Origin of the sequence: Streptomyces sp. NBC_01451 (genome assembly GCF_036227485.1) — a bacterium.
Taxonomy (GTDB): Bacteria; Actinomycetota; Actinomycetes; order Streptomycetales; family Streptomycetaceae; genus Streptomyces.
The window spans coordinates 5,922,441-5,947,227 of the sequence record NZ_CP109479.1; the positions used below are offsets into that span (position 1 = coordinate 5,922,441).

Annotated in this window: 17 protein-coding genes; 11 read left to right on the plus strand and 6 right to left on the minus strand. The window is 68.4% G+C overall.

All coding sequences use genetic code 11. From position 1 onward, the window contains the following. Positions 1–99 precede the first annotated feature (99 nt). The 8 genes from rplK (at position 100) to OG595_RS26020 (ending at position 12,751) form a co-directional block, all read left to right on the plus strand. Positions 100–534 (plus strand): 50S ribosomal protein L11, encoded by a 435-nt coding sequence (gene rplK, locus OG595_RS25985; protein WP_006383482.1) that lies wholly within the window; start codon positions 100–102, stop codon positions 532–534. An 85-nt stretch (positions 535–619) separates the two neighbouring features. Beyond that, on the plus strand, positions 620–1,345 hold the full coding sequence (rplA, locus tag OG595_RS25990) for a 50S ribosomal protein L1 (protein ID WP_329276053.1): 726 nt from the start codon (positions 620–622) through the stop codon (positions 1,343–1,345). Between the two features lie 137 nt (positions 1,346–1,482). Then, a complete protein-coding gene (locus tag OG595_RS25995; RefSeq protein WP_443073144.1) occupies positions 1,483–2,391 on the plus strand; it encodes a hypothetical protein in 909 nt (302 codons plus the stop codon). Between the two features lie 55 nt (positions 2,392–2,446). Then, the gene (locus OG595_RS26000) at positions 2,447–3,286 is read left to right on the plus strand and encodes a DUF1396 domain-containing protein (RefSeq protein ID WP_329276059.1); all 840 of its coding nucleotides are present in this window, start codon (positions 2,447–2,449) and stop codon (positions 3,284–3,286) included. Between the two features lie 341 nt (positions 3,287–3,627). Further along, on the plus strand, positions 3,628–4,158 hold the full coding sequence (gene rplJ, locus OG595_RS26005) for a 50S ribosomal protein L10 (RefSeq protein WP_164319068.1): 531 nt from the start codon (positions 3,628–3,630) through the stop codon (positions 4,156–4,158). Between the two features lie 110 nt (positions 4,159–4,268). After that, on the plus strand, positions 4,269–4,655 hold the full coding sequence (gene rplL, locus OG595_RS26010; RefSeq protein WP_329276063.1) for a 50S ribosomal protein L7/L12: 387 nt from the start codon (positions 4,269–4,271) through the stop codon (positions 4,653–4,655). Positions 4,656–5,271: 616 nt separating this feature from the next. Continuing rightward, on the plus strand, positions 5,272–8,754 hold the full coding sequence (gene rpoB / locus OG595_RS26015; protein WP_329276065.1) for a DNA-directed RNA polymerase subunit beta: 3,483 nt from the start codon (positions 5,272–5,274) through the stop codon (positions 8,752–8,754). A 97-nt stretch (positions 8,755–8,851) separates the two neighbouring features. Next, entirely contained in the window at positions 8,852–12,751 is a 3,900-nt protein-coding gene (locus OG595_RS26020; RefSeq protein ID WP_329276067.1) for a DNA-directed RNA polymerase subunit beta', read from the plus strand. 99 nt (positions 12,752–12,850) lie between these two features. On the opposite strand, the gene OG595_RS26025 is transcribed toward OG595_RS26020, so the two are convergent. The 6 genes from OG595_RS26025 to OG595_RS26050 form a co-directional block, all read right to left on the minus strand. Further along, positions 12,851–13,729, minus strand: a complete 879-nt coding sequence (locus tag OG595_RS26025) for a M48 family metalloprotease (protein WP_329276069.1) — start codon at positions 13,727–13,729, stop codon at positions 12,851–12,853. A gap of 1,066 nt (positions 13,730–14,795) precedes the next feature. After that, on the minus strand, positions 14,796–15,350 hold the full coding sequence (locus tag OG595_RS26030; protein WP_329276071.1) for a Pycsar system effector family protein: 555 nt from the start codon (positions 15,348–15,350) through the stop codon (positions 14,796–14,798). Then, positions 15,347–16,942: a hypothetical protein gene (locus OG595_RS26035; protein WP_329276073.1), complete on the minus strand. Its 1,596-nt coding sequence runs from the start codon at positions 16,940–16,942 to the stop codon at positions 15,347–15,349. Before OG595_RS26035 ends, OG595_RS26030 begins: the two co-directional genes overlap by 4 nt. Positions 16,943–17,073: 131 nt before the next feature. Next, positions 17,074–19,392 (minus strand): hypothetical protein, encoded by a 2,319-nt coding sequence (locus OG595_RS26040; RefSeq protein WP_329276075.1) that lies wholly within the window; start codon positions 19,390–19,392, stop codon positions 17,074–17,076. Next, entirely contained in the window at positions 19,389–20,306 is a 918-nt protein-coding gene (locus OG595_RS26045) for a hypothetical protein (RefSeq protein WP_329276077.1), read from the minus strand. Before OG595_RS26045 ends, OG595_RS26040 begins: the two co-directional genes overlap by 4 nt. Positions 20,307–20,580: 274 nt before the next feature. Next, entirely contained in the window at positions 20,581–21,294 is a 714-nt protein-coding gene (locus tag OG595_RS26050; protein WP_329276079.1) for a Crp/Fnr family transcriptional regulator, read from the minus strand. A gap of 412 nt (positions 21,295–21,706) precedes the next feature. Between OG595_RS26050 and rpsL the strand changes: the two genes are divergently transcribed. The 3 genes from rpsL to fusA are packed head-to-tail and all read left to right on the plus strand — an operon-like array spanning position 21,707 to position 24,718. Further along, positions 21,707–22,078, plus strand: coding sequence for a 30S ribosomal protein S12 (rpsL, locus tag OG595_RS26055; protein WP_003948652.1), 372 nt, complete (start codon positions 21,707–21,709; stop codon positions 22,076–22,078). Between the two features lie 3 nt (positions 22,079–22,081). Further along, positions 22,082–22,552 (plus strand): 30S ribosomal protein S7, encoded by a 471-nt coding sequence (rpsG, locus tag OG595_RS26060; RefSeq protein ID WP_005481264.1) that lies wholly within the window; start codon positions 22,082–22,084, stop codon positions 22,550–22,552. A 39-nt stretch (positions 22,553–22,591) separates the two neighbouring features. Next, positions 22,592–24,718 (plus strand): elongation factor G, encoded by a 2,127-nt coding sequence (gene fusA, locus OG595_RS26065; RefSeq protein WP_329276081.1) that lies wholly within the window; start codon positions 22,592–22,594, stop codon positions 24,716–24,718. Positions 24,719–24,787: the final 69 nt, after the last annotated feature.

The window sequence follows — 24,787 nt, forward strand, 5'->3', positions numbered from 1 at the left end:
GTTTCACGCCTCGCCATGCTGTCCCTTATCGTGGTGCGGTTGCCTGGCTGACGTCAGGCACAGCGAAGACCGAAGAAAAACGAAGATAGAGGACCCGGAATGCCTCCCAAGAAGAAGAAGGTCACGGGGCTCATCAAGCTCCAGATCAACGCCGGTGCGGCGAACCCCGCCCCGCCGGTCGGCCCCGCGCTCGGTCAGCACGGCGTCAACATCATGGAGTTCTGCAAGGCCTACAACGCCGCGACCGAGTCGCAGCGTGGCTGGGTGATCCCGGTGGAGATCACGGTCTACGAAGACCGCTCCTTCACCTTCATCACCAAGACGCCGCCGGCCGCGAAGATGATCCTCAAGGCCGCGGGTGTCGAGAAGGGCTCCGGCGAGCCGCACAAGACCAAGGTCGCCAAGATCACCCAGGCGCAGGTCCGTGAGATCGCCACGACCAAGCTTCCCGACCTGAACGCCAACGACCTGGACGCCGCGTCGAAGATCATCGCCGGCACCGCCCGTTCGATGGGCATCACGGTCGAGGGCTGAGCCCTCACCTCGTAAGCCTCAGCAGTACGTGGCAGGACCTGCTCGGTCCGTACCACGACTCCTCGGAACAACATCAGGAGCAGTAGTGAGCAAGCGCAGCAAGTCTCTCCGCGCTGCGGACGCCAAGATCGACCGGGACAAGCTCTACGCCCCGCTCGAAGCCGTCCGTCTCGCCAAGGAGACCTCCACGAGCAAGTTCGACGGCACCGTCGAGGTCGCCTTCCGCCTGGGTGTCGACCCGCGCAAGGCCGACCAGATGGTCCGTGGCACCGTGAACCTCCCGCACGGCACCGGTAAGACCGCCCGGGTCCTGGTCTTCGCGACCGGTGACCGTGCCGAGGCCGCGACCGCCGCGGGCGCCGACATCGTCGGCTCCGACGAACTGATCGACGAGGTGGCGAAGGGCCGTCTGGACTTCGACGCCGTCGTCGCCACCCCGGACCTCATGGGCAAGGTCGGCCGCCTCGGCCGCGTCCTCGGCCCGCGTGGTCTGATGCCGAACCCGAAGACGGGCACGGTGACCCCGGACGTGGTCAAGGCCGTGACCGAGATCAAGGGCGGCAAGATCGAGTTCCGCGTCGACAAGCACTCGAACCTGCACTTCATCATCGGCAAGACGTCGTTCGACGACACCAAGCTGGTCGAGAACTACGGCGCCGCGCTGGAGGAGATCCTCCGTCTGAAGCCGTCCGCCGCGAAGGGCCGCTACATCAAGAAGGCCGCCCTCAGCACCACGATCGGCCCCGGCGTTCCGGTCGACCCCAACCGCACCCGCAACCTCCTCGTCGAGGAGGACCCGGCCGCCGTCTGAGCCTCTCGCTCACCCCGGTAGCCGCGCGTACGCGTTTCGTACGACGGGCCCCGCAACCTTTCGAGGTGCGGGGCCCGTTGTCGTACCGAGGGGTTAGCGTGAAGATCACGGGGTGTACGAGGGGGGCTGGGGACCGGATGAGGGACAGCGGCGTACGGGATGCACGGGGCCTGCGGCGGGGAGTCCGGCCGGTCGTGGCGACCGCGGCGCTGGTCGCGATGGGCGTGGCGATGTCGGCTTGCAGTTTCTCCGGGGGATCCGACGACGAAGGCGCCGAGCCGACCGGCGCGGCCGGCCTCGACGCGCGTACGGCCGCCGCGCTGCACGCCGTCGAGAAGGCCACCGACCTGGCAGGCTCCGCCCGGGTCAGCTCCTCCTCCGTCATGGGCGACCTGCTCTCCATGCGGACGTCCGGAGTCCTCGGCTGGGCCGGTGAGCCGGTCGGCAGGCTCAGCATCACCTACACCGGCGGAGAACTGGCCGAATCCATGCGGGCGCTCAACAGCTCCTCCATGGAGGCCCGGCTGCTGCCCGACGCCTACTACGCCAAGGTCGGCGACAAGTTCGCCGCCCAGATGCACGGCAAGCACTGGATCAGGTACGACTACGACGACCTGGCGGACCTGCCCGGCGGCTCGGGGACGTATCTGAAGGACCAACTGCGCAACACCGCCCCGATCCAGCCGGTCAAGCTCCTGCTGGCCTCCGGTGACGTCCGCAGGGCCGGGACGGAGACGGTGCGCGGGGAGCGTACGACGCACTACTCGGGCGCGGTGGAGGTGGCGGCCCTCGCCGACTCCGCCCTCAAGGAGCAGCTCGTCCAGGCCGGCGTCACCACCGAGACGGTCGACATCTGGGTCAACGACCGGAACCTGCTGGTCAAGAAGGTCGAGCGGGGTGAACTGTCGAGCGGGCGGATGTCCTCGACCGCGTACTACAGCGCGTACGGAGTGAAGGCGGTGGTGGCGGCGCCCTCGGGCGGGGACACCGCGGACTTCAAGGAGCTGTTGGGGAATTCGGAGGCCTCGTCCGCCCCACCGGGTTAGGCTCGCGGTCGTTTCTGTGAATCGACCGTGTGTTCACAATGTTCCTGGGGGGATCATGGGTACTTCTTCTGTTCGTGCAGGACGTGTAGGCCTCGCTGTGCTGCTTCTCGGCACCGGCGCCGTCGCCTGTTCCAAGGGGGCTTCGGAGGAGTCTCCGAAGATGACGCCGGCGGCGGCCGTCGCCAAGGCGGCGAAGAACGTGGAGGACATCACCTCCCTCAGCTACCGGATGACCGGCAGGACGCCCGAGGAGGGCCGCGTCAAGGCCGAGGCCAAGATGCGCCTCAAGCCCGACCTGGCGATGAGCATGAAGATCACCGCCCTCGACCAGGGCGCGGACGGCACCGCCGAGATCCGCCTCGTCGACAAGGCGATGTTCATAGGCGGGGGCGCGGCAGCCGCCAAGGAGATGGACGGCAAGAGCTGGATCAAGTTCGACATGTCCGCGCTGGGCGCCGCCGGTGAGTCCCTCGGCGCCGCCGGGCAGGCCGACAAGAACCCCGCCCAGGAGTCCACCTTCCTCACCGGCTCCAAGGACGTGAAGGAGGTCGGCACGGAGACCGTGGACGGGGTGAAGACCACCCACTACAAGGGCACGGTCACGCTCGACCAGTTCCGCGACTCCCTCAAGTCCCAGAGCAAGCTGACCCGCGAACAGCGCGAGAAGAGCCTTGAGCAGTACGAGAAGCTGGGCATCGACAGGTTCACCATGGACATGTGGATCGGTGAGAACCAGTTCACCAAGCAGTTCCGGATGCGCGGCGCGGCGGACAAGGGTCCGCTCGACATGACGATCACCTTCGACGACTTCAACAAGCCGGTGAACATCGCCGCGCCGGCTGCGAAGGACGTCGCGGACCTGGCGGGGATGATGAAGGGCGCGCAGGCCGGCTAGGAGCTCCGCCGGTCGCGCGTTCCCCGCGCCCCTTGGGTGCGCCCGTTGGGCGCGACCCTGGCAGGGGCGCGGATTTGCTTGACGGGGACGCCCTCACGTAGTCTCGTCCAGAAGCCAAAGACCGCTGGTCGTTGCCTTGTGCTCGTAAGAGGACTCGGTGGCCGAAGGATCCGCTGAACTGCGGACGACCCGCGCAGGTGTGACTGTGGATGTGCTCCCGGACGGAATCCGTTTACGGAATTCGGTTGGTCGAGCTCACGCCCCGTGCGCCTGCGCCGGGGCGTTTCGTTTTCCCAGTCTCCTTCTGAGCGGTCCTCATCACCCGGAAGGAGGCCACGCTTATGGCAAGGCCCGACAAGGCTGCCGCGGTAGCCGAGCTCGCGGACCAGTTCCGTAGCTCGAACGCCGCTGTGCTGACCGAGTACCGGGGTCTCACCGTGGCGCAGCTCAAGACGCTGCGTCGTTCGCTCGGTGAAGACGCCCAGTACGCCGTGGTGAAGAACACGCTGACCAAGATCGCGGCCAACGAGGCCGGGATCTCGACGCTCGACGACCTGTTCAACGGTCCGACGGCGGTTGCCTTCATCACCGGTGACCCGGTGACGTCGGCGAAGGGTCTTCGTGACTTCGCCAAGGACAACCCGAACCTCGTCATCAAGGGCGGTGTCCTTGACGGTAAGGCGCTGTCCGCCGACGAGATCAAGAAGCTTGCGGACCTCGAGTCCCGCGAGGTTCTGCTCAGCAAGCTGGCCGGTGCTTTCAAGGGCAAGCAGTCTCAGGCTGCCTCGCTCTTCCAGGCGCTGCCGTCGAAGTTCGTCCGCACCGCGGAAGCGCTTCGCGTCAAGCTCGCCGAGCAGGGCGGTGCCGAGTAACTCGGCTCGCACTCTGACCGCCGCCTGACGCGGTGGTCGACGCGGGCCGAACGTACGCCCGCCGACACTTACATCGGCACCTGCCGAATTGACTGGAAGGATCGCCCAACATGGCGACGAAGCTGTCCCAGGAAGAGCTGCTCGAGCAGTTCGAGTCCCTCACCCTCATCGAGCTCTCCGAGTTCGTGAAGGCGTTCGAGGAGAAGTTCGACGTCACCGCCGCCGCGGCCGTCGCCGTTGCCGGTCCGGCCGGCCCGGCCGCCGTTGCCGACGCCGTCGAGGAGCAGGACGAGTTCGACGTCGTCCTCACCGGCGCCGGCGAGAAGAAGATCCAGGTCATCAAGGTCGTGCGTGAGCTGACCTCCCTGGGCCTCAAGGAGGCCAAGGACCTCGTGGACGGCGCCCCGAAGCCCGTTCTCGAGAAGGTCGCCAAGGAGGCCGCCGAGAAGGCTGCCGAGTCCCTCAAGGCCGCCGGCGCCTCCGTCGAGGTCAAGTGACCCCATCGAGGGTCCGCTGAGGACTCTCGTGGCAGCTGAGCAGGGGCTGCGGAAAGCCCTGTAACGCTGACGCAGTGAAGAGCGATCATCCATCTGGGTGGTCGCTCTTCGGCGTTCGAGGGGTCGGGTCGTGGCTGCCTTGCACGCTCGGTGACGGCGAGTAAGGTGATCTTCGTCGTGCCTCTGAACGCCCCTGATGCTGTGCCGCACGTGACGATGGCGGCATCGGGTTTGGGCATGGAGGCCTTGACGAACCGCACGGAGCGCGCAATTCTCAGGACGCGTCGTCACAAGGATCCGAATCCGAGGTTGGATCGGTGGCGAAGAGGGCAGTATCGATGTGGCATCGAGGCGTGGCTTGCAGCAGGGGTTGAGAACAACGAGGGTCTTCAAAAACCCGCACTGGACATCAGTGGGCCTAGTGGCTACACTGACCCTTTGCGCTGCCTGTTAGCTGCCTCCTGCCCGTCACCAGGGGCATGCCCTCGCTTGAGCACCGACGATCGGACCTTCTCCGACCTGGCCTTTTCCGGCTGGTCGTGGAGAGCCTGTCTCTGTGCCCCGGTGAGGGGCCGGTACGCGCGTAGTGAGTCCGAGCCCTCGGAAGGACCCCCTCTTGGCCGCCTCGCGCACTGCCTCCGCGAATACGAACCACGGCGCCAGCACTGCCCCGCTGCGCATCTCTTTTGCAAAGATCAAGGAGCCCCTCGAGGTTCCGAACCTCCTTGCGCTGCAAACCGAGAGCTTCGACTGGCTGCTCGGTAACGCCGCGTGGAAGGCTCGTGTCGAGGCTGCTCTGGACAGCGGACAGGACGTCCCCACCAAGTCCGGTCTGGAGGAGATCTTCGAGGAGATCTCCCCGATCGAGGACTTCTCCGGGTCGATGTCCCTGACGTTCCGCGACCACCGCTTCGAGCCTCCGAAGAACTCGATCGACGAGTGCAAGGACCGTGACTTCACGTACTCCGCGCCCCTCTTCGTCACGGCCGAGTTCACCAACAACGAGACCGGCGAGATCAAGTCCCAGACGGTCTTCATGGGCGACTTCCCGCTCATGACCAACAAGGGCACCTTCGTCATCAACGGCACCGAGCGTGTCGTCGTGTCGCAGCTGGTCCGTTCGCCGGGTGTCTACTTCGACTCCTCCATCGACAAGACGTCCGACAAGGACATCTTCGCGTCCAAGGTGATCCCCTCCCGGGGTGCCTGGCTGGAGATGGAGATCGACAAGCGCGACATGGTCGGTGTCCGCATCGACCGCAAGCGCAAGCAGTCCGTCACCGTCCTCCTCAAGGCTCTCGGCTGGACGACCGAGCAGATCCTCGAGGAGTTCGGCGAGTACGAGTCGATGCGCGCCACCCTGGAGAAGGACCACACCCAGGGCCAGGACGACGCGCTGCTCGACATCTACCGCAAGCTCCGTCCGGGCGAGCCGCCGACCCGTGAGGCCGCGCAGACGCTTCTGGAGAACCTCTACTTCAACCCGAAGCGTTACGACCTCGCCAAGGTCGGCCGTTACAAGGTCAACAAGAAGCTGGGCGGCGAGGCCCCGCTGGACGCCGGTGTGCTGACCGTCGAGGACATCATCTCGACGATCAAGTACCTGGTGAAGCTGCACGCCGGTGAGACCGAGACCGTCGGCAACAACGGCGTGTCGATGGTCGTCGAGACCGACGACATCGACCACTTCGGCAACCGTCGTCTGCGCAACGTCGGCGAGCTCATCCAGAACCAGGTCCGTACGGGTCTGGCGCGTATGGAGCGTGTCGTCCGCGAGCGCATGACGACCCAGGACGTCGAGGCGATCACGCCGCAGACCCTGATCAACATCCGGCCCGTCGTCGCCTCCATCAAGGAGTTCTTCGGCACCAGCCAGCTGTCGCAGTTCATGGACCAGAACAACCCGCTGTCGGGTCTCACCCACAAGCGCCGCCTGTCGGCTCTTGGCCCGGGTGGTCTCTCCCGTGAGCGGGCCGGCTTCGAGGTCCGTGACGTGCACCCCTCGCACTACGGCCGCATGTGTCCGATCGAGACCCCCGAAGGCCCGAACATCGGCCTGATCGGCTCGCTCGCCTCCTACGGCCGGGTCAACGCGTTCGGGTTCGTCGAGACCCCGTACCGCAAGGTCGTCGAGGGTGTCGTCACCGACGACGTCGACTACCTGACCGCCGACGAGGAGGACCGCTTCGTCATCGCCCAGGCGAACGCGATCCTCTCCGACGACATGCGCTTCGAGGAGTCCCGCGTTCTCGTCCGCCGCCGTGGCGGCGAGATCGACTACATCCCCGGCGACGACGTCGACTACATGGACGTCTCCCCGCGCCAGATGGTGTCCGTCGCGACCGCGATGATCCCCTTCCTGGAGCACGACGACGCCAACCGTGCCCTCATGGGCGCGAACATGATGCGCCAGGCCGTGCCGCTGATCACCGCCGAGGCTCCCCTCGTCGGTACGGGCATGGAGTACCGCTGCGCCGTCGACGCCGGCGACGTCATCAAGGCCGAGAAGGCGGGTGTGGTCCAGGAGGTCTCCGCGGACTACGTCACCGTCGCCAACGACGACGGCACGTACACCACGTACCGCGTCGCGAAGTTCTCGCGCTCCAACCAGGGCACCTCGGTCAACCAGAAGGTTGTCGTGGACGAGGGCGACCGGGTCGTCGAGCACCAGGTGCTCGCCGACGGTCCGGCCACCCAGGAAGGCGAGATGGCGCTGGGCAAGAACCTGCTCGTCGCCTTCATGCCGTGGGAGGGTCACAACTACGAGGACGCGATCATCCTGTCGCAGCGCCTCGTCCAGGACGACGTCCTCTCCTCGATCCACATCGAGGAGCACGAGGTCGACGCCCGTGACACCAAGCTCGGCCCCGAGGAGATCACCCGGGACATCCCGAACGTCTCCGAGGAGGTCCTCGCCGACCTCGACGAGCGCGGCATCATCCGTATCGGTGCCGAGGTCGTCGCCGGTGACATCCTCGTCGGCAAGGTCACGCCCAAGGGTGAGACCGAGCTGACCCCCGAGGAGCGCCTGCTCCGCGCGATCTTCGGTGAGAAGGCGCGCGAGGTGCGCGACACCTCGCTGAAGGTGCCGCACGGCGAGATCGGCAAGGTCATCGGCGTCCGCGTCTTCGACCGTGAGGAGGGCGACGAGCTGCCGCCGGGCGTGAACCAGCTGGTTCGGGTCTACGTGGCGCAGAAGCGCAAGATCACGGACGGTGACAAGCTCGCCGGACGCCACGGCAACAAGGGCGTCATCTCGAAGATCCTGCCGATCGAGGACATGCCGTTCCTGGAGGACGGCACCCCGGTCGACATCATCCTCAACCCGCTGGGTGTCCCGTCCCGAATGAACCCGGGACAGGTCCTGGAGATCCACCTCGGCTGGCTCGCCAGTCGCGGCTGGGACGTCTCCGGGCTGGCGGACGACTGGGCGCAGCGCCTCCAGGCGATCGACGCCGACGTGGTCGCCCCCGGTACGAACGTCGCCACCCCCGTCTTCGACGGTGCGCGTGAGGACGAGCTGGCCGGTCTGCTCAACCACACCTTCCCGAACCGCGACGGTTCGCGCATGGTGCTCCCGACCGGCAAGGCGCCCCTGTTCGACGGCCGCTCCGGCGAGCCGTTCCCGGAGCCCGTCTCCGTCGGTTACATGTACATCCTCAAGCTCCACCACCTGGTCGACGACAAGCTCCACGCCCGTTCGACCGGTCCGTACTCGATGATCACCCAGCAGCCGCTGGGTGGTAAGGCCCAGTTCGGTGGCCAGCGATTCGGCGAGATGGAGGTGTGGGCGCTGGAGGCATACGGCGCCGCATACGCCCTCCAGGAGCTGCTGACCATCAAGTCCGACGACGTGACCGGCCGCGTGAAGGTCTACGAGGCCATCGTCAAGGGCGAGAACATCCCCGAGCCCGGCATCCCCGAGTCCTTCAAGGTGCTCATCAAGGAGATGCAGTCTCTCTGCCTCAACGTGGAGGTGCTGTCCAGTGACGGTATGTCCATCGAAATGCGTGACACCGACGAGGACGTCTTCCGCGCGGCGGAGGAGCTCGGCATCGACCTGTCCCGGCGTGAGCCGAGCAGCGTCGAAGAGGTCTGACGGGAGTTCGGCGGGCCTTGAGCGATCAAGGCCCGCCGGCCCCAGGACCCCCGTATCAGACCCCATGACTTACAACCCTGAGAGGGATTGACGCATAGTGCTCGACGTCAACTTCTTCGACGAGCTCCGGATCGGCCTGGCTACGGCGGACGACATCCGTCAGTGGAGCCACGGCGAGGTCAAGAAGCCCGAGACGATCAACTACCGCACGCTCAAGCCCGAAAAGGACGGACTCTTCTGCGAGAAGATCTTCGGTCCGACCCGGGACTGGGAGTGCTACTGCGGCAAGTACAAGCGCGTCCGCTTCAAGGGCATCATCTGTGAGCGCTGTGGCGTCGAGGTCACTCGCGCCAAGGTGCGCCGTGAGCGGATGGGCCACATCGAGCTCGCCGCTCCCGTCACTCACATCTGGTACTTCAAGGGCGTTCCGTCGCGTCTTGGCTACCTGCTCGACCTCGCCCCGAAGGACCTGGAAAAGGTCATCTACTTCGCGGCGTACATGATCACGTACGTCGACGACGAGCGTCGTACCCGTGACCTGCCCTCGCTGGAGGCGCACGTCTCGGTCGAGCGGCAGCAGATCGAGAACCGTCGTGACTCGGACCTCGAAGCCCGCGCCAAGAAGCTGGAGAGCGACCTGGGCGAGCTGGAGGCCGAGGGCGCCAAGGCCGACGTGCGCCGCAAGGTGCGCGAAGGCGCCGAGCGCGAGATGAAGCAGCTGCGGGACCGTTCGCAGCGCGAGATCGACCGTCTCGACGAGGTCTGGACCCGGTTCAAGAACCTCAAGGTCCAGGACCTGGAGGGCGACGAGCTGCTCTACCGCGAGCTGCGCGACCGCTTCGGGACCTACTTCGACGGTTCGATGGGTGCCGCGGCGCTGCAGAAGCGCCTGGAGTCCTTCGACCTGGAGGAGGAGGCCGAGCGCCTCCGCGAGATCATCCGTACCGGCAAGGGCCAGAAGAAGACCCGTGCGCTGAAGCGGCTGAAGGTCGTGTCTGCGTTCCTGCAGACCTCCAACAGCCCCAAGGGCATGGTTCTCGACTGCGTTCCGGTCATCCCGCCGGACCTTCGCCCGATGGTGCAGCTGGACGGTGGCCGCTTCGCGACCTCCGACCTGAACGACCTGTACCGCCGTGTGATCAACCGGAACAACCGTCTGAAGCGGCTTCTCGACCTCGGTGCTCCCGAGATCATCGTGAACAACGAGAAGCGCATGCTCCAGGAGGCCGTCGACGCGCTGTTCGACAACGGCCGTCGTGGTCGTCCGGTCACCGGTCCGGGTAACCGCCCGCTGAAGTCCCTGAGCGACATGCTCAAGGGCAAGCAGGGTCGATTCCGTCAGAACCTGCTCGGCAAGCGTGTGGACTACTCCGCGCGTTCCGTGATCGTCGTCGGTCCGCAGCTGAAGCTGCACCAGTGCGGTCTGCCGAAGGCGATGGCGCTGGAGCTCTTCAAGCCGTTCGTGATGAAGCGGCTCGTGGACCTCAACCACGCGCAGAACATCAAGAGCGCCAAGCGCATGGTCGAGCGCGGCCGGACCGTCGTGTACGACGTGCTGGAAGAGGTCATCGCGGAGCACCCGGTTCTGCTGAACCGTGCGCCCACGCTGCACCGCCTCGGCATCCAGGCCTTCGAGCCGCAGCTGGTCGAGGGCAAGGCCATCCAGATCCACCCGCTCGTCTGCACCGCGTTCAACGCGGACTTCGACGGTGACCAGATGGCCGTCCACCTGCCGCTCTCCGCGGAGGCGCAGGCCGAGGCCCGCATCCTGATGCTGTCCTCGAACAACATCCTCAAGCCCGCCGACGGCCGTCCGGTGACGATGCCGACCCAGGACATGGTCCTCGGTCTGTTCTTCCTCACCACCGACGGTGAACTGCGTGACGTCAAGGGCGAGGGCCGCGCGTTCGGCTCCACCGCCGAGGCGACCATGGCGTTCGACAACGGTGAGCTGGCGCTGCAGTCGGCGATCGACATCCGCTTCCCGGTGGGCACCATCCCGCCGCGCGGCTGGACCCCGCCGGCCCGCGAGGAGAGCGACCCGGAGTGGCAGCAGGGGGACACCTTCCGCCTGCGCACCACCCTGGGCCGCGCGCTCTTCAACGAGCTGCTGCCCGAGGACTACCCGTTCGTCGACTACTCGGTGGGCAAGAAGCAGCTCGGTGAGATCGTCAACGACCTCGCCGAGCGCTACCCCAAGGTCATCGTGGCGGCGACGCTCGACAACCTGAAGGCGGCGGGCTTCTACTGGGGCACGCGCTCCGGTGTCACCGTGGCCATCTCCGACGTCGTCGTCCCCGAGGCCAAGAAGGCCATCGTCGCGGGCTACGAGGCGCAGGACGAGAAGGTCCAGAAGCAGTACGAGCGCGGTCTGATCACCAAGGACGAGCGCACGCAGGAACTCATCGCGATCTGGACCAAGGCGACCAACGAGGTTGCCGAGGCGATGAACGCGAACTTCCCCAAGACGAACCCCATCTTCATGATGGTTGACTCGGGTGCCCGAGGAAACATGATGCAGATGCGGCAGATCGCCGGTATGCGTGGTCTGGTGTCGAACGCCAAGAACGAGACGATTCCTCGTCCCATCAAGGCGTCCTTCCGCGAGGGCCTGTCCGTGCTGGAGTACTTCATCTCCACCCACGGTGCCCGTAAGGGTCTCGCCGACACCGCCCTGCGTACCGCCGACTCGGGTTACCTCACCCGTCGTCTGGTGGACGTCTCGCAGGACGTCATCATCCGCGAGGAGGACTGCGGCACCGACCGTGGCCTCAAGCTGGCCATCGCCGAGCGCGACGAAGCCGGTGTGCTCCGCAAGACCGAGAACGTCGAGACGTCGGTGTACGCCCGTGCGCTGGCCGAGGACATCACCATCGACGGACGTGTGCTGGCCCCGGCCAACACCGACCTCGGTGACGTCCTCATCGACGAGCTGGTCCGGCACGGCGTCGAGGAGGTCAAGACCCGCTCGGTCCTGACCTGCGAGTCCGCCGTCGGCACCTGCGCCATGTGCTACGGCCGCTCGCTGGCCACCGGCAAGCTGGTCGACATCGGTGAGGCGGTCGGCATCATCGCCGCCCAGTCCATCGGTGAGCCCGGTACCCAGCTGACGATGCGTACCTTCCACACCGGTGGTGTGGCCGGTGACGACATCACCCAGGGTCTGCCCCGTGTCGTCGAGCTCTTCGAGGCTCGTACGCCCAAGGGTGTCGCCCCGATCTCGGAGGCGGCCGGCCGCGTCCGTATCGAGGAGACCGAGAAGACCAAGAAGATCGTCATCACCCCGGACGACGGCAGCGACGAGACGGCGTTCCCGATCTCGAAGCGCGCCAAGGTCATGGTGCGTGAGGGTGACCACGTCGAGGTGGGCCAGAAGCTCACCTTCGGTGCCACCAACCCGCACGACGTGCTGCGGATCCTCGGTCAGCGCGCGGTCCAGGTCCACCTGGTCGGCGAGGTCCAGAAGGTCTACAACTCGCAGGGTGTGTCGATCCACGACAAGCACATCGAGATCATCATCCGGCAGATGCTCCGCCGCGTGACGATCATCGAGTCCGGCGACGCCGAGCTGCTGCCCGGCGAGCTGGTCGAGCGTGGCAAGTTCGAGACCGAGAACCGTCGTGTGGTCCAGGAAGGCGGCCACCCGGCCTCCGGCCGTCCGCAGCTGATGGGTATCACCAAGGCCTCGCTGGCGACGGAGTCCTGGCTGTCGGCCGCCTCCTTCCAGGAGACGACCCGAGTTCTGACGGACGCGGCGATCAACGCCAAGTCCGACAGCCTCATCGGCCTCAAGGAGAACGTCATCATCGGTAAGCTCATCCCGGCCGGTACGGGTCTGTCCCGTTACCGCAACATCCGGGTCGAGCCGACCGAGGAAGCGAAGGCCGCGATGTACTCGGCCGTCGGCTACGACGACATCGACTACTCGCCGTTCGGCACGGGCTCCGGCCAGGCCGTTCCGCTGGAGGACTACGACTACGGTCCGTACAACCAGTAAGCGGTAGTGGGTAGTTGGTAGTTTGCAGTTGGTAGTACGAAGGGCGGTCACCCCGGTTGCGGGGTGGCCGCCCTTCGGCGTGTCCGGGGACTCTCCGGCTCAGCGCTGTTGCTGCTGAAGGTACGGCTGGAGGTGGTGCAGCCGGGTGTGGTGGTCCGGGTGGGAGGAGAGCAGCTTGCTCAGCGGGCTCTCCTCGGGCGCCACGCCGTTGTTGAGCGCGGCGAGCGCGGCCGTCTGCCGCTGCTCCTCCTGGTGCAGCTTGTCGAGTACGGAGGCCAGCATCGGGGCGAAGCCGAGGGCCGCCGCGTGTTCGTCGGCGCGGAGTTCGGCACGGCGTCCGACGGCGGCGAGCGCGTACGGCACACCGAGGATCAGCAGGGGCAGGCCGTACAGGGTGCTGATGGTGGCCATGGCGATGCCGCCGAGGACGAGTACGACGAGGCCGACGCCGAAGCAGGAGAAGGCGCGGGACACCTTGAAGACGATCACGGAGAAGGCGCGCAGGAACCGCCAGGCGAGGCGTCCGGGCTGCGCGTACCAGTAGCCGAGGAGCCCCGACCAGGCGTGGCCGCCCACGTGGTGGCCCAGCTCGTGTGCCATGACGGCGGCGAGTTCGCCGTTGGGCAGCTCGTTCATGGCGAAGCGGGTGACGCCGACGATGTGGCCGGCGGCGGCGACCGCGTTCAGACCGTCGCTGTCCTCGACCCAGAGCTCGTAGTTGCGGCCCTCGACGCCCGCGCGGGCGGTGACCTCACGCCAGACGGGTTCGAGTTTGGCTCGTTCTTGTGGAGTGGGGTGGCGCAGGTGGAGCAAACGGCGCGCGATGGCGCTTTCGGTGGGCCGGTGGAAGACCAGTGCGCCGCTCAGTATCCAGGCGATGATCACGAGGAACGCGAGGTCGCCGAAGAAGAGGGAGAACATGCTGACGACAAGGAGGCTGCAGAGGAAGTTCGGCAGGTAGAGGAGGAGGTTGCCCACGGCGGTGGCGTCGGTACGGCGCTGGTGGGCGGAGATGTGGACGCGCCCGCGGTCGGTCGAGATGTGGTGGGGGTGCGCGGCGGCGGGCGCCGGGGGCGCGGCAGAGGCGGGGCTCGCTGTGGGTGGAGCGCAGGGCGGCGGGGTGGGTGTGGCCGGGGGTTGCTGCGGGGGTGCGTACTGCGGGGGGATGGGCTGGGCCGTGGATTGGGCGGCGGCCTGGGGGTAGGGCGGGGGCTGGGGAGAGGCGGCGCCCGGGTAGGCGGGCGGTTGGGTTTGGTGCGGGGGGTGAGGCTGGGGCTGGTTCGGGGTCGCGTCGGGGTGGGTGGGCGGCTGGAACTGGTTCGGGGGCGCGCCCGGGTAGGCCGGGGGCTGCGCGGCGCCTGGGTATTGGGGTGGTGGGGTCGGGTCCGGGTAGGCCGGGGGTTGCGCGGCGCCTGGGTATTGGGGTGGTGCGGCGGAGTCCGGGTAGGCCGGGGTCTGGGCCGTTGCCGGGTACTGGGGTTCCTGGACCGTGCCTGGGTGGGTCCGGGTCTGGGCCGTGCTCGGGTACTGGGGCTCCTGGGGCGCTCGTGGCGAGGCGGAGGTCTGGGTGGTGCCCGGGTACGGGGGTGGCTGGGTCGCGTGTGCGGAGGCGGAGGTCTGGGGAGCGCCCGGGTAGCGGGGTTCCTCGGCCGTACCCGAGGAGGCCGGGGGCTCGGTGAGGCTCGGGTGTGCGGAGGGCTGGGGCGAGTCCGGGTACGTCGGGGGCTGGGGAGTGCCCGGGTATCGGGGCGGTCGTTGTGCGGCCTGCGGGTACGGGGGAGCGGGCTGGTCTGGGTAGAGCGGCGGGGCCGACTGTTGTCGGGACGCCGGCTGGTCGGGATACGGCGGTGGGGCTGACGGTTGTCGGGATGTTGCCTGGTGGGGATATGGCGGCGGGGCCGAGTGCTGGTCTGCTGTCCGGTCGGGGGATGTCGGGCGGAACAGGGGCTGCTCGGTCGGCTCCGGGTGTTCCGGCGATGACGAGGGTGGCTGGGGCATGGTCTTCCTTCACGTGCGGGGACGGTGACTGAGCGGGCCGGTGGGTTCAGCCGATGAGCAGTGACACGGGGAGCAGGAGCGTGCCGGTGCAGAAGGAGATCAGGCCGGTACGGATCCACTGGTGCTTGCGTGTGGCGATACGGCTGGTGTCGGTGAGCGCCGAGGTGAGCGCGGCCGTGGGGTCGCGCTCGGTGTCGGCGAGCGCTGCCGTCAACCGGCCGAGCCGTACGGCTTGTTGGATGTCGCCGAAGTAGGAGAGCGGCTGGCCCGGAACCCACGGTTCGGTGCGGTGGCGGGGCAGGACGGCGAGGAGCAGCGAGAACAGGGACAGCACCAGGGCCGCGGCCCCGAGGGCCCAGACGACGGTCCCGGGAGTGGTGAGCGCTGCCGGGTTCCAGTCCCGCCCGGCGAGCAGTCCGCTGAACACACCGGCGGTCATGCCCAGCGCGGCGACCAGTACGGATGCCTTGCTGTCGGCACGGGCGATCTCCGTACGGAGGTCCGCGAGGAGGCGTTCGCAGAGCTGGGTGTGGTCGGCGGGGGCTGCGGGGGTTCCTGGTGGGGGCGCTGCCGGGGTGGGGCTGGGGTCGAGCGTCGTCATGTGGCGCCGCCTGCCTTGTCCTCCGGGGTTCCGGCACCGGGGGCTTCGGCCGGCTCGTCCGGTGCCGCGTTCCGCTGGTCGGGGAGGGTCGGGGTGCTGCCGTAGCCCGGGGGCGGCTGCCAGGCGGGGACCCCGGGAGCGCCGTGGGCGCCGGGCGCCTGGGGAGGGGCGGTGTACGGCTGCTGGTGAGGGCCCGGGCCGCCGTACGGGGGGATGGCTCCGTAGGGCGTGGCCGTGCCCGGCATCGGGGGCTGGGCCGGGGGCGGTGTCCCCGGGGTGGCCGGGGCGGCCGTCGGCCAGGCGGGCGAGGCGGCCGGGGGCCGGTCGGCGGGTTCGGGGTGACCGCCGGGTCGCGCGTACGCGGGGTCGGGTCGGCCGGGGACGAACCCGGGCTGCGTAGGTGTCGCGGGCGCCCCCTGGCCGTACCCCGCGTACGGGTCGCCCGGGGCCGGGTCGCCGCCCGGAAGCGGGGGAGGTGTCTGGGGGACGCCCGGGAGGCGTTGGGTGAGGATGTCGCTGACTGTGCGCAGGGCCAGTTGTTTGGGGCCCTCCAGCTCGAACTTCTCCGCGTTGTCGCCGTGCAGCAGGTCCTTCACCAGGTCCATCTGGGCCTGGATCATGCGGAGTTGGTCGTCCCGCATGCTCGTCATGACCAGGCGGGAGTCCTCGGGGTGCTGGGCGAGGTGGAGGGCCCAGGCCTGGACGCCGCCCTGGGACAGGTGCCACTGGTAGAAGGCGATCTTCTCCGCCTCGATCTTCTGCATCTCCAGTTCCTGGTGGCCCTGTTGGACGGAGAGCTGGTGCTGTCGGCTGCTCTGCAGGGCCGCCTGCTCGTAGTCCCAGTGCTGCTGCTGGAGGGCCAGGTGCTGTTGCTGGGCGCCGTACGCCATCGCGCGTTCGATCTGGAGGGCGTCCTGTCCGCGGTTGCGGCGGTCCACCTCCACATCGATCTCGGAGCCGCGCCGGGCCGCCCGGACCTGCTCGGTCGCCGAGTGGTCGATGGCCTGCAGGCGGCGCTGGTGGTCGATGTTCTCCTGGTCGCGGCGCAGGCGCAGGGTCCAGGTCGTCTGGAGGCCGGCCGGGGCGCCCAGCGGGCCCAGGACGTCGATCGCCCGGAGGAGTTCCCCTTCGGCCGCCGCGCTGTCCGCGATCGGGAAGCGCCGGCTCACCGGGCGTGCCGCGCGCTGGAGTTCGCCGATGAGCAGGCCCGGCACGTCCCGGTGGCCGCTGTCCACGAACCGGGCCGGGTCGACGACCTGCCAGGACATGTCGACCTCGGCCGAGAACTCGAACGCGTCGTTGTCACTGGGGAGCGTGAGCGTGCCGGAGAACGGGTGCACGCCCATGTCGACCTCGTACACCGCCGTGTAGTGCCGGGCCGCGATCTCGCTGCGCGTCGGGCGGCGGGGCGGGAGGTAGGCCTCGTAGGCGCCCTTGGCGGTCGCGAAGACGAGGGCGTGGTCGATGCGGACCGTCGACTTCAGGGAGAGCTCGAAGCGCGACAGCTGGCGCACGGTGAGCACCGGGTCGATCAACTGGGTGTGCCGGTCCGCGGTTTGCTGCCACTCGGGCGGGCGGTGGAAGGCGGGCATCGTGCGTTGCTCCTCGGTGAGCGGTGAGCGGTGAGCGGTGAGCGGTGAGCGGTGAGCGGTGAGCGGTGAGCGGTGAGCGGTGAGCGGTGAGCAGTGAGCGGTGAGCGGTGAGCAGGGATGTGTCCGGTCGGTCAGCGGCGGGGGAGCGTGGTGACGAGGCGGGCCGCCACCGCGGGCGGTTGCGCGCCGTCCTCGCCCGGCATCGTCCGCAGGAGGTGGTCCAGGCGCTGGTACTCCGCCGGGGTGGTGACCAGGGTCGGGAGCAGGGCCGCCAGGGCCCACTCCGTGGCCGTCGAGCGGTCGGCGATGAGGACCCACTCGCGCAGGACGTCCAGGGCCTGCCTGGTCGCGTTCGGGTCGCCCAGCGCCGCCCGCCACAGGAACGGGATGCCCTGGGCGGCGGCCGAGCCCTCGGTGGCCGACTGCGCGTACCAGGCGAGGACCAGCGGATGGCCGTACCGCTCGTCGTCCTGGGTGTGGCGGCAGGCGCTGACGAAGCCGCCGACGGTCAGGTCGTGCACCGCGCGGTCGTCGGGGAGGTGCAGGCGCAGTTCGGCGAGCACGCGGTCGCCGGCCTCGGAGAGGAGCAACAGGGCGACGGCCTCGCGCAGTTCGCCGGCCATCTCGCGGTCGAAGGCGTCCTGGGCGGCTGCGTTCCCGTAGGTCCCGTGGTTCCCGTGGCTCCCGTACAGGCCGCGGGCCGCGGTGCGCAGGGCGGCCAGGGCCTGTTCGGGGCGTTCGGCGCCGATCAGCGCGTACGCCCGGACGGCCACCCAGCGCAGCCGCCGGTCCTCGCCCTTGGACCACTCGTCGAGGATGCGCGGGATGTTCGGCGTGTCGATGAGATGGGCGAGGGTGAGCGCGCTGACGGCCACCAGGCGGTGCCGGAAGCGGTTGGAGGTCGCCCAGGGCTCGATGACCAGCGCCATGGCCGAGGGCAGGTCCGTACGGGCCAGGACGGCCACCGTGGACGCGGCCCGGGTACGGACGAGGGGGCGGCCGTCGTCGGCCAGCCGGCGCAGCCAGTCGATCAGCGCGGGCCGCGCGGAGGGGTGGCCCGTCCAGACCTCGCGCAGGAGTACGAGGGAGGCGCGGTCGTCGGTGAACCGGGCCTTCTGCTGGGTCACCGGACCCCACTCGGTGTGCTCGTCGTCCTCGTACCGCTCGGCGCGGGCGAGTTGGAGGCGTTTGCCGATGTGGGTGCCGAAGACGGGGACCTCGGGGACGCCCGCCGGGTTCTGGATCTGCTGGAGGAAGCGGTAGAGCAGATCGCTGAGCTCGGCGGTGAGGGCGTACGGGGCGTCGTCGAACGCGGCCAGCGCGACCAGGAACGCCTTGTCGCGCAGGTGGATCGACGCCTCGTCCTCCTCGAACCACTCCTGGACCTGGTTCTCCAGGGAGACCAGGGAGAACTGGGCGACGGCGTTCTCGCCGACCTCGCCGGCCGCGTACCGCCCGAGCAACCGGGCGAACGCGGCGACCTCGCGCAGTTGGTGTCTGCGGCCCAGGAACTCGACGACGTCCGGGAGTTCGAGCAGCTTCGCCGCCGTCCCCTCGTCGTCGGCGGCTACGTGCGTGCGGAGGTGGGCGGCCAGCACGTCGGTCGCCCGCGGCGGCTGCCAGTCGACGACCGGTACGTCCTCCAGGACGGCCGTGGGGCCGACGGTGACGACGAGATACGCGTCCTGCGCGGCCAGGCGGTCGCGGGCGGCGAGGAGGTGCTGCTCGCGGAGGGGGCGGTCGCGGCGGGTGAGGAGGTCGGCGAGGACGTAGCCGCGGGGGTGGGCCGTGGCTCCTCCGGCGGCCGGTCCGTCGGCGGTCGCGTCCGGTGCGGTGGACCTGTCCGCGAGGGTGCTCGGGTTCGTATCGCGGTCGAGCGTGTGTACGGGGGCCGCCCCGAGCCGGTGCAGGAGCATCAGGGCGGCCGTGTGTCTGCCGGTGAAGCGGGCGCCCGACAGGACCAGGACACGCTCGACGCGCAGCCGGGCGAGCAGGGCCTCGACGGTCGCGTCGGCGGCGACGAACGAGGCGGCGAGCCGGTCGAGCGTGGTCTGCGGGACCTCACCGGAGGCGGACGCGGCGGAGGACGGGGCGGACAGCCCGGGTATCGACCACTGGTGGATCTCCGTCTTGCTGCCCATGATCACGTCACCGGTGACCTGGCCGCCGCTGACGCCGTGCTGGCTGCCGCCGACCATGCTGCCGCCGAAGCGGGAACGGTCGCCGACGTTCATGGTCCGGGGGCTGTGGTCGATCAGGTCGCGCCGGGCCGACCACGCGGTCTGGGGCTGCTCACGCTCCTCCGATCCCTCGGAACCCTCGGCTTCCCTGGGCTCCTTCGAGTCCTTCGAGTCCTTCGCGGCGCCGCCTCTGCCGTCCTTGCCGTCGGCGGAGGCGGCCGAGTCCTCGGGCCCGGTGCGCGGGGCCTCCGCCGCGTCCGGGGTGCTCACGAGCCGTCACCCCCGTTGCGGCCGCCCAGGTTGACGTCACCGGTGACCTGGCCGCCGCTGACGCCGTGCTGGTCGCCGGTCACCACGCTGCCGCCGATGTTCACGGCACCGTTGAAGTTGAGGACGGGGCCCGGCGCGGGACGGACCTCGGGGGAGGTGCCCTGCGCGGGGACTCGCGGTGCGTCCGTCGTCTCCGTCGCCGCCGGTGCCGTTGACGCCGCGGGTGCCGCCGGGGTCTGTGGCGCCGGGGTCTGTGGCGCCGGGCGGTCCCCCAGACCGCCCGGCGCCTCCCCCGCCCCCGTGCCACGGTGGTCCTGGTCGGCCGGGGCTGCCCTGTGGCCGCTGGGCAGCGGGCCGTGCAGCCAGGCCCTCATCGGGCCGTTCTTGGTGTCCACCCCGACCGGGTGGAACTCGTCGGCCGGGATGCCGCGATGGTCGTGCCGTACGACGCCGCCGTACAGGGCGTCCGAGACGATCAGCGCGAAGTCGTGGGGGCGTTCGCGCAGGGCCGCCCGCAGCAACTGGGCGTCCAGCAGGCGGCAGGCGTTGTTCAGGTCGGTGCCGACCCAGCCGTCGTGCTCGTCCACGGCCACGTAGCCGGTGGCCACGACCCCGCGCAGCCGGATCTGGGCCGAGCTGGACGCCATCCGGTTGACGTCCCGCAGCTGCGCCGGCACCTCCACGAGGAGTGCGCGCAGCAGGGCGGTGACCGGGGCGTTCGCGTCGATGAGCTCCATCACGGAGTCCCCGCGGTCGGCGCGCAGGCGACGGGTCTCGTCGATGCCGGCGCTCTCCAGGGCGCGGTCGGTGATGGCGTAGAGCATGCGCCGCAGGTACGCCTGCTCCACGTCGTCCCGGTCGCTGAACCTCTCTATGTCCAGCAGCAGGATCGTGCGGCTCACGGGGTCGGTCATGGTCGCCCTTCGACACGGGGTTGCGTGCGGCAAGCGTGGCGGTGGTGCGGGTTGGGGAGTGAGGGCGGATGACGCAGTCGGAGTGTGACGGGATACACAGAAGGGGGGTGGTGAGGTGGGCGTCGTCCCTGGGGGCTGCGCCCCCGGACCCCCGCTCCGGCCCTGAACGGGCCTTGTCCTCAACCGCCGGACGGGCTGGAAACACGGGCCGGCATATGAGATGCCAAGGCCAGGGCTTGAGACGCCGAGGCTCGTGCCGGCCGGGAGGCCGCCGTCACCCCTCGGCTGTCGCGATCCTGCGGAGGATGTCCGGCCGGCGTATCAGCAGCGCTCGCCTCCCCGTCTCCACCGCCTCCTTCTCGCGCAGTTCGCGCAGGAGGCGCTGGACCATCTCCCTGGAGGCGCCCACCGAGCCGGCCAGTTCCTGTTTGCTCAGGGGGACGGAGAGTTCGATGCCCTCGGGGGTGCGGCGGCCGTGGGTGCGGGCGAGGTCCAGGAGAAGGATCGCGAAGCGTTCCCGTACGTTCAGGGACGCGAACTCCAGGCGGCGGCGGTCCGCGGCCCGGGTACGGTCGGCCGTGAGGCCCAGCAGCGCGAACGAAACAGCTGGTGAACGGCTCAGGAAGTCCCTGAAGCGCTCGTGTTCGACGACCACTGCCCGCACCGCCTCCAGCGCGGTCACCGTGGCCGACCGGGGGCGCCCGGTGAGTGCCGCCGACTCGCCGACGATGTCTCCGGGGCCGCGCAGCGAGAGCAGCGCCTCGTAGCCGTTGGCGGCCGACGCGGTGACCTTCGTCCAGCCCTGGACCAGGAAGAGGACGTGGGAGGAGGGCTCGCTCTGGTGGATCAGGGTCACCCGGGTGGCGAAGTTCAGCTCGCGGCCGAGGGCCAGGAGAGCGGTGCGGTCTTCCTGTTCGAGGCGCGCGAGGAAGGGCACCCGGTCGTCCAGGCCCCCGTCGTCCAGTGCATGCCCGGCCGTCCTGATCACGCTCAGCCCCCGAATTGTCGCAGCGGACGGATCAAGGTACTGAACGGGCGATGCCGCAGGGCTGTAAAGGGCGCGATTCAGCCACCTTGGCTCGCAAGTGCCCAAACGTTGACGCAAGCTGTCACAGACGCTCAAATGAGAGATCGCGGGCCGTCCGAAGCCCGGCGTGTCGTGCCCGCCTCCATTTGTTTTGACCGAAGTCGTTGAGGTAGGTACGCTCAGACCTTGTGCCTGGGGTGTGCCCTGGCCCTCGTGCGTGCCTTCGAACCGCACGGGGAGCCGTAAGCGACCACCGCAATCTGCGCCCTTCCCGCCTCGCGGTGGGAGTCTGCAGTATTCGACACACCCGACCGCGTGGGTCGGCGATGTTCCAGGTTAGCTTCACCATCGGCACACAGAAACCGGAGAAGTAGTGCCTACGATCCAGCAGCTGGTCCGGAAGGGCCGGCAAGACAAGGTCGAGAAGAACAAGACGCCCGCGCTCGAGGGTTCGCCCCAGCGCCGTGGTGTCTGCACGCGTGTGTTCACGACCACCCCGAAGAAGCCGAACTCGGCCCTGCGTAAGGTCGCGCGTGTGCGTTTGACCAGCGGGATCGAGGTCACCGCTTACATTCCGGGTGAGGGACACAACCTGCAGGAGCACTCCATCGTGCTCGTGCGTGGTGGCCGTGTGAAGGACCTGCCCGGTGTTCGCTACAAGATCATCCGCGGTTCGCTCGACACCCAGGGTGTCAAGAACCGCAAGCAGGCCCGCAGTCGCTACGGCGCCAAGAAGGAGAAGTAGAAAATGCCTCGTAAGGGCCCCGCCCCGAAGCGCCCGGTCATCATCGACCCGGTCTACGGTTCTCCTCTTGTCACGTCGCTGATCAACAAGGTGCTGCTGAACGGCAAGCGCTCCACCGCCGAGCGCATCGTGTACGGCGCCATGGAGGGCCTGCGCGAGAAGACCAGCAACGACCCGGTCATCACGCTGAAGCGCGCGCTGGAGAACATCAAGCCGACCCTTGAGGTCAAGTCCCGCCGTGTCGGTGGTGCGACGTACCAGGTTCCGATCGAGGTCAAGCCCGGTCGCGCCAACACGCTCGCGCTGCGCTGGCTGGTCGGTTACTCCCGCGCCCGTCGCGAGAAGACCATGACCGAGCGTCTGCTCAACGAGCTTCTCGACGCTTCGAACGGCCTCGGTGCGGCCGTCAAGAAGCGCGAGGACACCCACAAGATGGCCGAGTCCAACAAGGCCTTCGCGCACTACCGCTGGTAGTCGCAGCCCACATCGAGACCGAGAGAAGACCGAAGCCTTATGGCTACCACTTCACTTGACCTGGCCAGGGTCCGCAACATCGGGATCATGGCTCACATCGACGCGGGTAAGACGACCACCACTGAGCGGATCCTCTTCTACACCGGCGTCAGCTACAAGATCGGTGAAGTCCACGACGGCGCTGCCACCATGGACTGGATGGAGCAGGAGCAGGAGCGTGGCATCACGATCACCTCTGCTGCCACCACCTGTCACTGGCCGCTCGAGGACGACGACTACACGATCAACATCATCGACACCCCCGGGCACGTCGACTTCACCGTTGAGGTAGAGCGCTCGCTGCGCGTCCTCGACGGCGCCGTCACCGTGTTCGACGGCGTCGCCGGTGTCGAGCCGCAGTCCGAGACGGTGTGGCGTCAGGCCGACCGTTACGGCGTGCCGCGCATCTGCTTCGTCAACAAGCTCGACCGGACCGGCGCGGAGTTCCACCGCTGCGTCGACATGATCAAGGACCGCCTCGGTGCGGTTCCGCTGATCATGCAGCTTCCGATCGGTGCCGAGATGGACTTCAAGGGCGTTGTGGACCTGGTCCGCATGAAGGCGCTCGTGTGGTCCGCCGAGGCGGCGAAGGGCGAGATGTACGACGTCGTCGACATCCCGGCCACGCACGTCGAGGCTGCAGAGGAGTACCGCGGCAAGCTCGTCGAGGCCGTCGCGGAGAACGACGACGAGATCATGGAGCTGTTCCTGGAGGGCCAGGAGCCCACCGAGGAGCAGCTGTACGCCGCGATCCGTCGCGTCACCATCGCGTCCGGCAAGTCCAACGGCGTCACGGTCACCCCGGTGTTCTGTGGCACCGCGTTCAAGAACAAGGGCGTCCAGCCCCTGCTCGACGCGGTCGTGCGCTACCTGCCGACCCCGCTCGACGTCGAGGCCATCGAAGGCCACGACGTGAAGGACCCCGAGCTGGTCGTCAAGCGCAAGCCGTCCGTGGACGAGCCCCTGTCGGCTCTGGCGTTCAAGATCATGAGCGACCCGCACCTGGGCAAGCTCACGTTCGTGCGCATCTACTCCGGACGCCTGGAGACCGGCACCGCGGTGCTGAACTCCGTCAAGGGCAAGAAGGAGCGCATCGGCAAGATCTACCGCATGCACGCGAACAAGCGTGAGGAGATCGAGGCGGTGGGCGCCGGTGACATCGTCGCCGTGATGGGTCTGAAGCAGACCACGACCGGTGAGACGCTCTGTGACGACAAGAACCCGGTGATCCTGGAGTCCATGGACTTCCCGGCGCCGGTCATCCAGGTCGCCATCGAGCCCAAGTCCAAGGGTGACCAGGAGAAGCTGGGTGTCGCCATCCAGCGTCTCGCGGAGGAGGACCCCTCCTTCCACGTTCACTCGGACGAGGAGACCGGCCAGACCATTCTCGGCGGTATGGGCGAGCTGCACCTTGAGGTGCTGGTCGACCGTATGAAGCGCGAGTTCAGGGTCGAGGCCAACGTCGGTAAGCCGCAGGTCGCGTACCGTGAGACGATCCGCAAGGCCGTCGAGCGCGTGGACTACACCCACAAGAAGCAGACCGGTGGTACCGGTCAGTTCGCGAAGGTGCAGATCGCGATCGAGCCCATCACGGACGGCGACGCGTCGTACGAGTTCGTGAACAAGGTCACCGGTGGCCGTATCCCGCGGGAGTACATCCCGTCGGTGGACGCCGGTGCGCAGGAGGCCATGCAGTTCGGCATCCTGGCCGGCTACGAGATGACGGGCGTCCGCGTCACGCTTCTCGACGGTGCCTACCACGAGGTCGACTCCTCCGAACTGGCGTTCAAGATCGCTGGCTCGCAGGCCTTCAAGGAGGCCGCGCGCAAGGCGAGCCCTGTGCTCCTGGAGCCGATGATGGCCGTCGAGGTCACCACGCCCGAGGACTACATGGGTGACGTCATCGGCGACATCAACTCCCGCCGTGGCCAGATCCAGGCCATGGAGGAGCGTGCCGGTGCCCGCGTCGTGAAGGGCCTCGTGCCCCTCTCGGAGATGTTCGGCTACGTCGGTGACCTCCGCAGCAAGACCTCGGGTCGCGCAAGCTACTCGATGCAGTTCGACTCCTACGCCGAGGTTCCCAGGAACGTCGCCGAGGAGATCATCGCGAAGGCCAAGGGCGAGTAACACACCCCGTTTACACGCTTTAGGCTTGACCCGACCGCCGGGGGAGACCCGGGAGGGAAAACCCCGGCG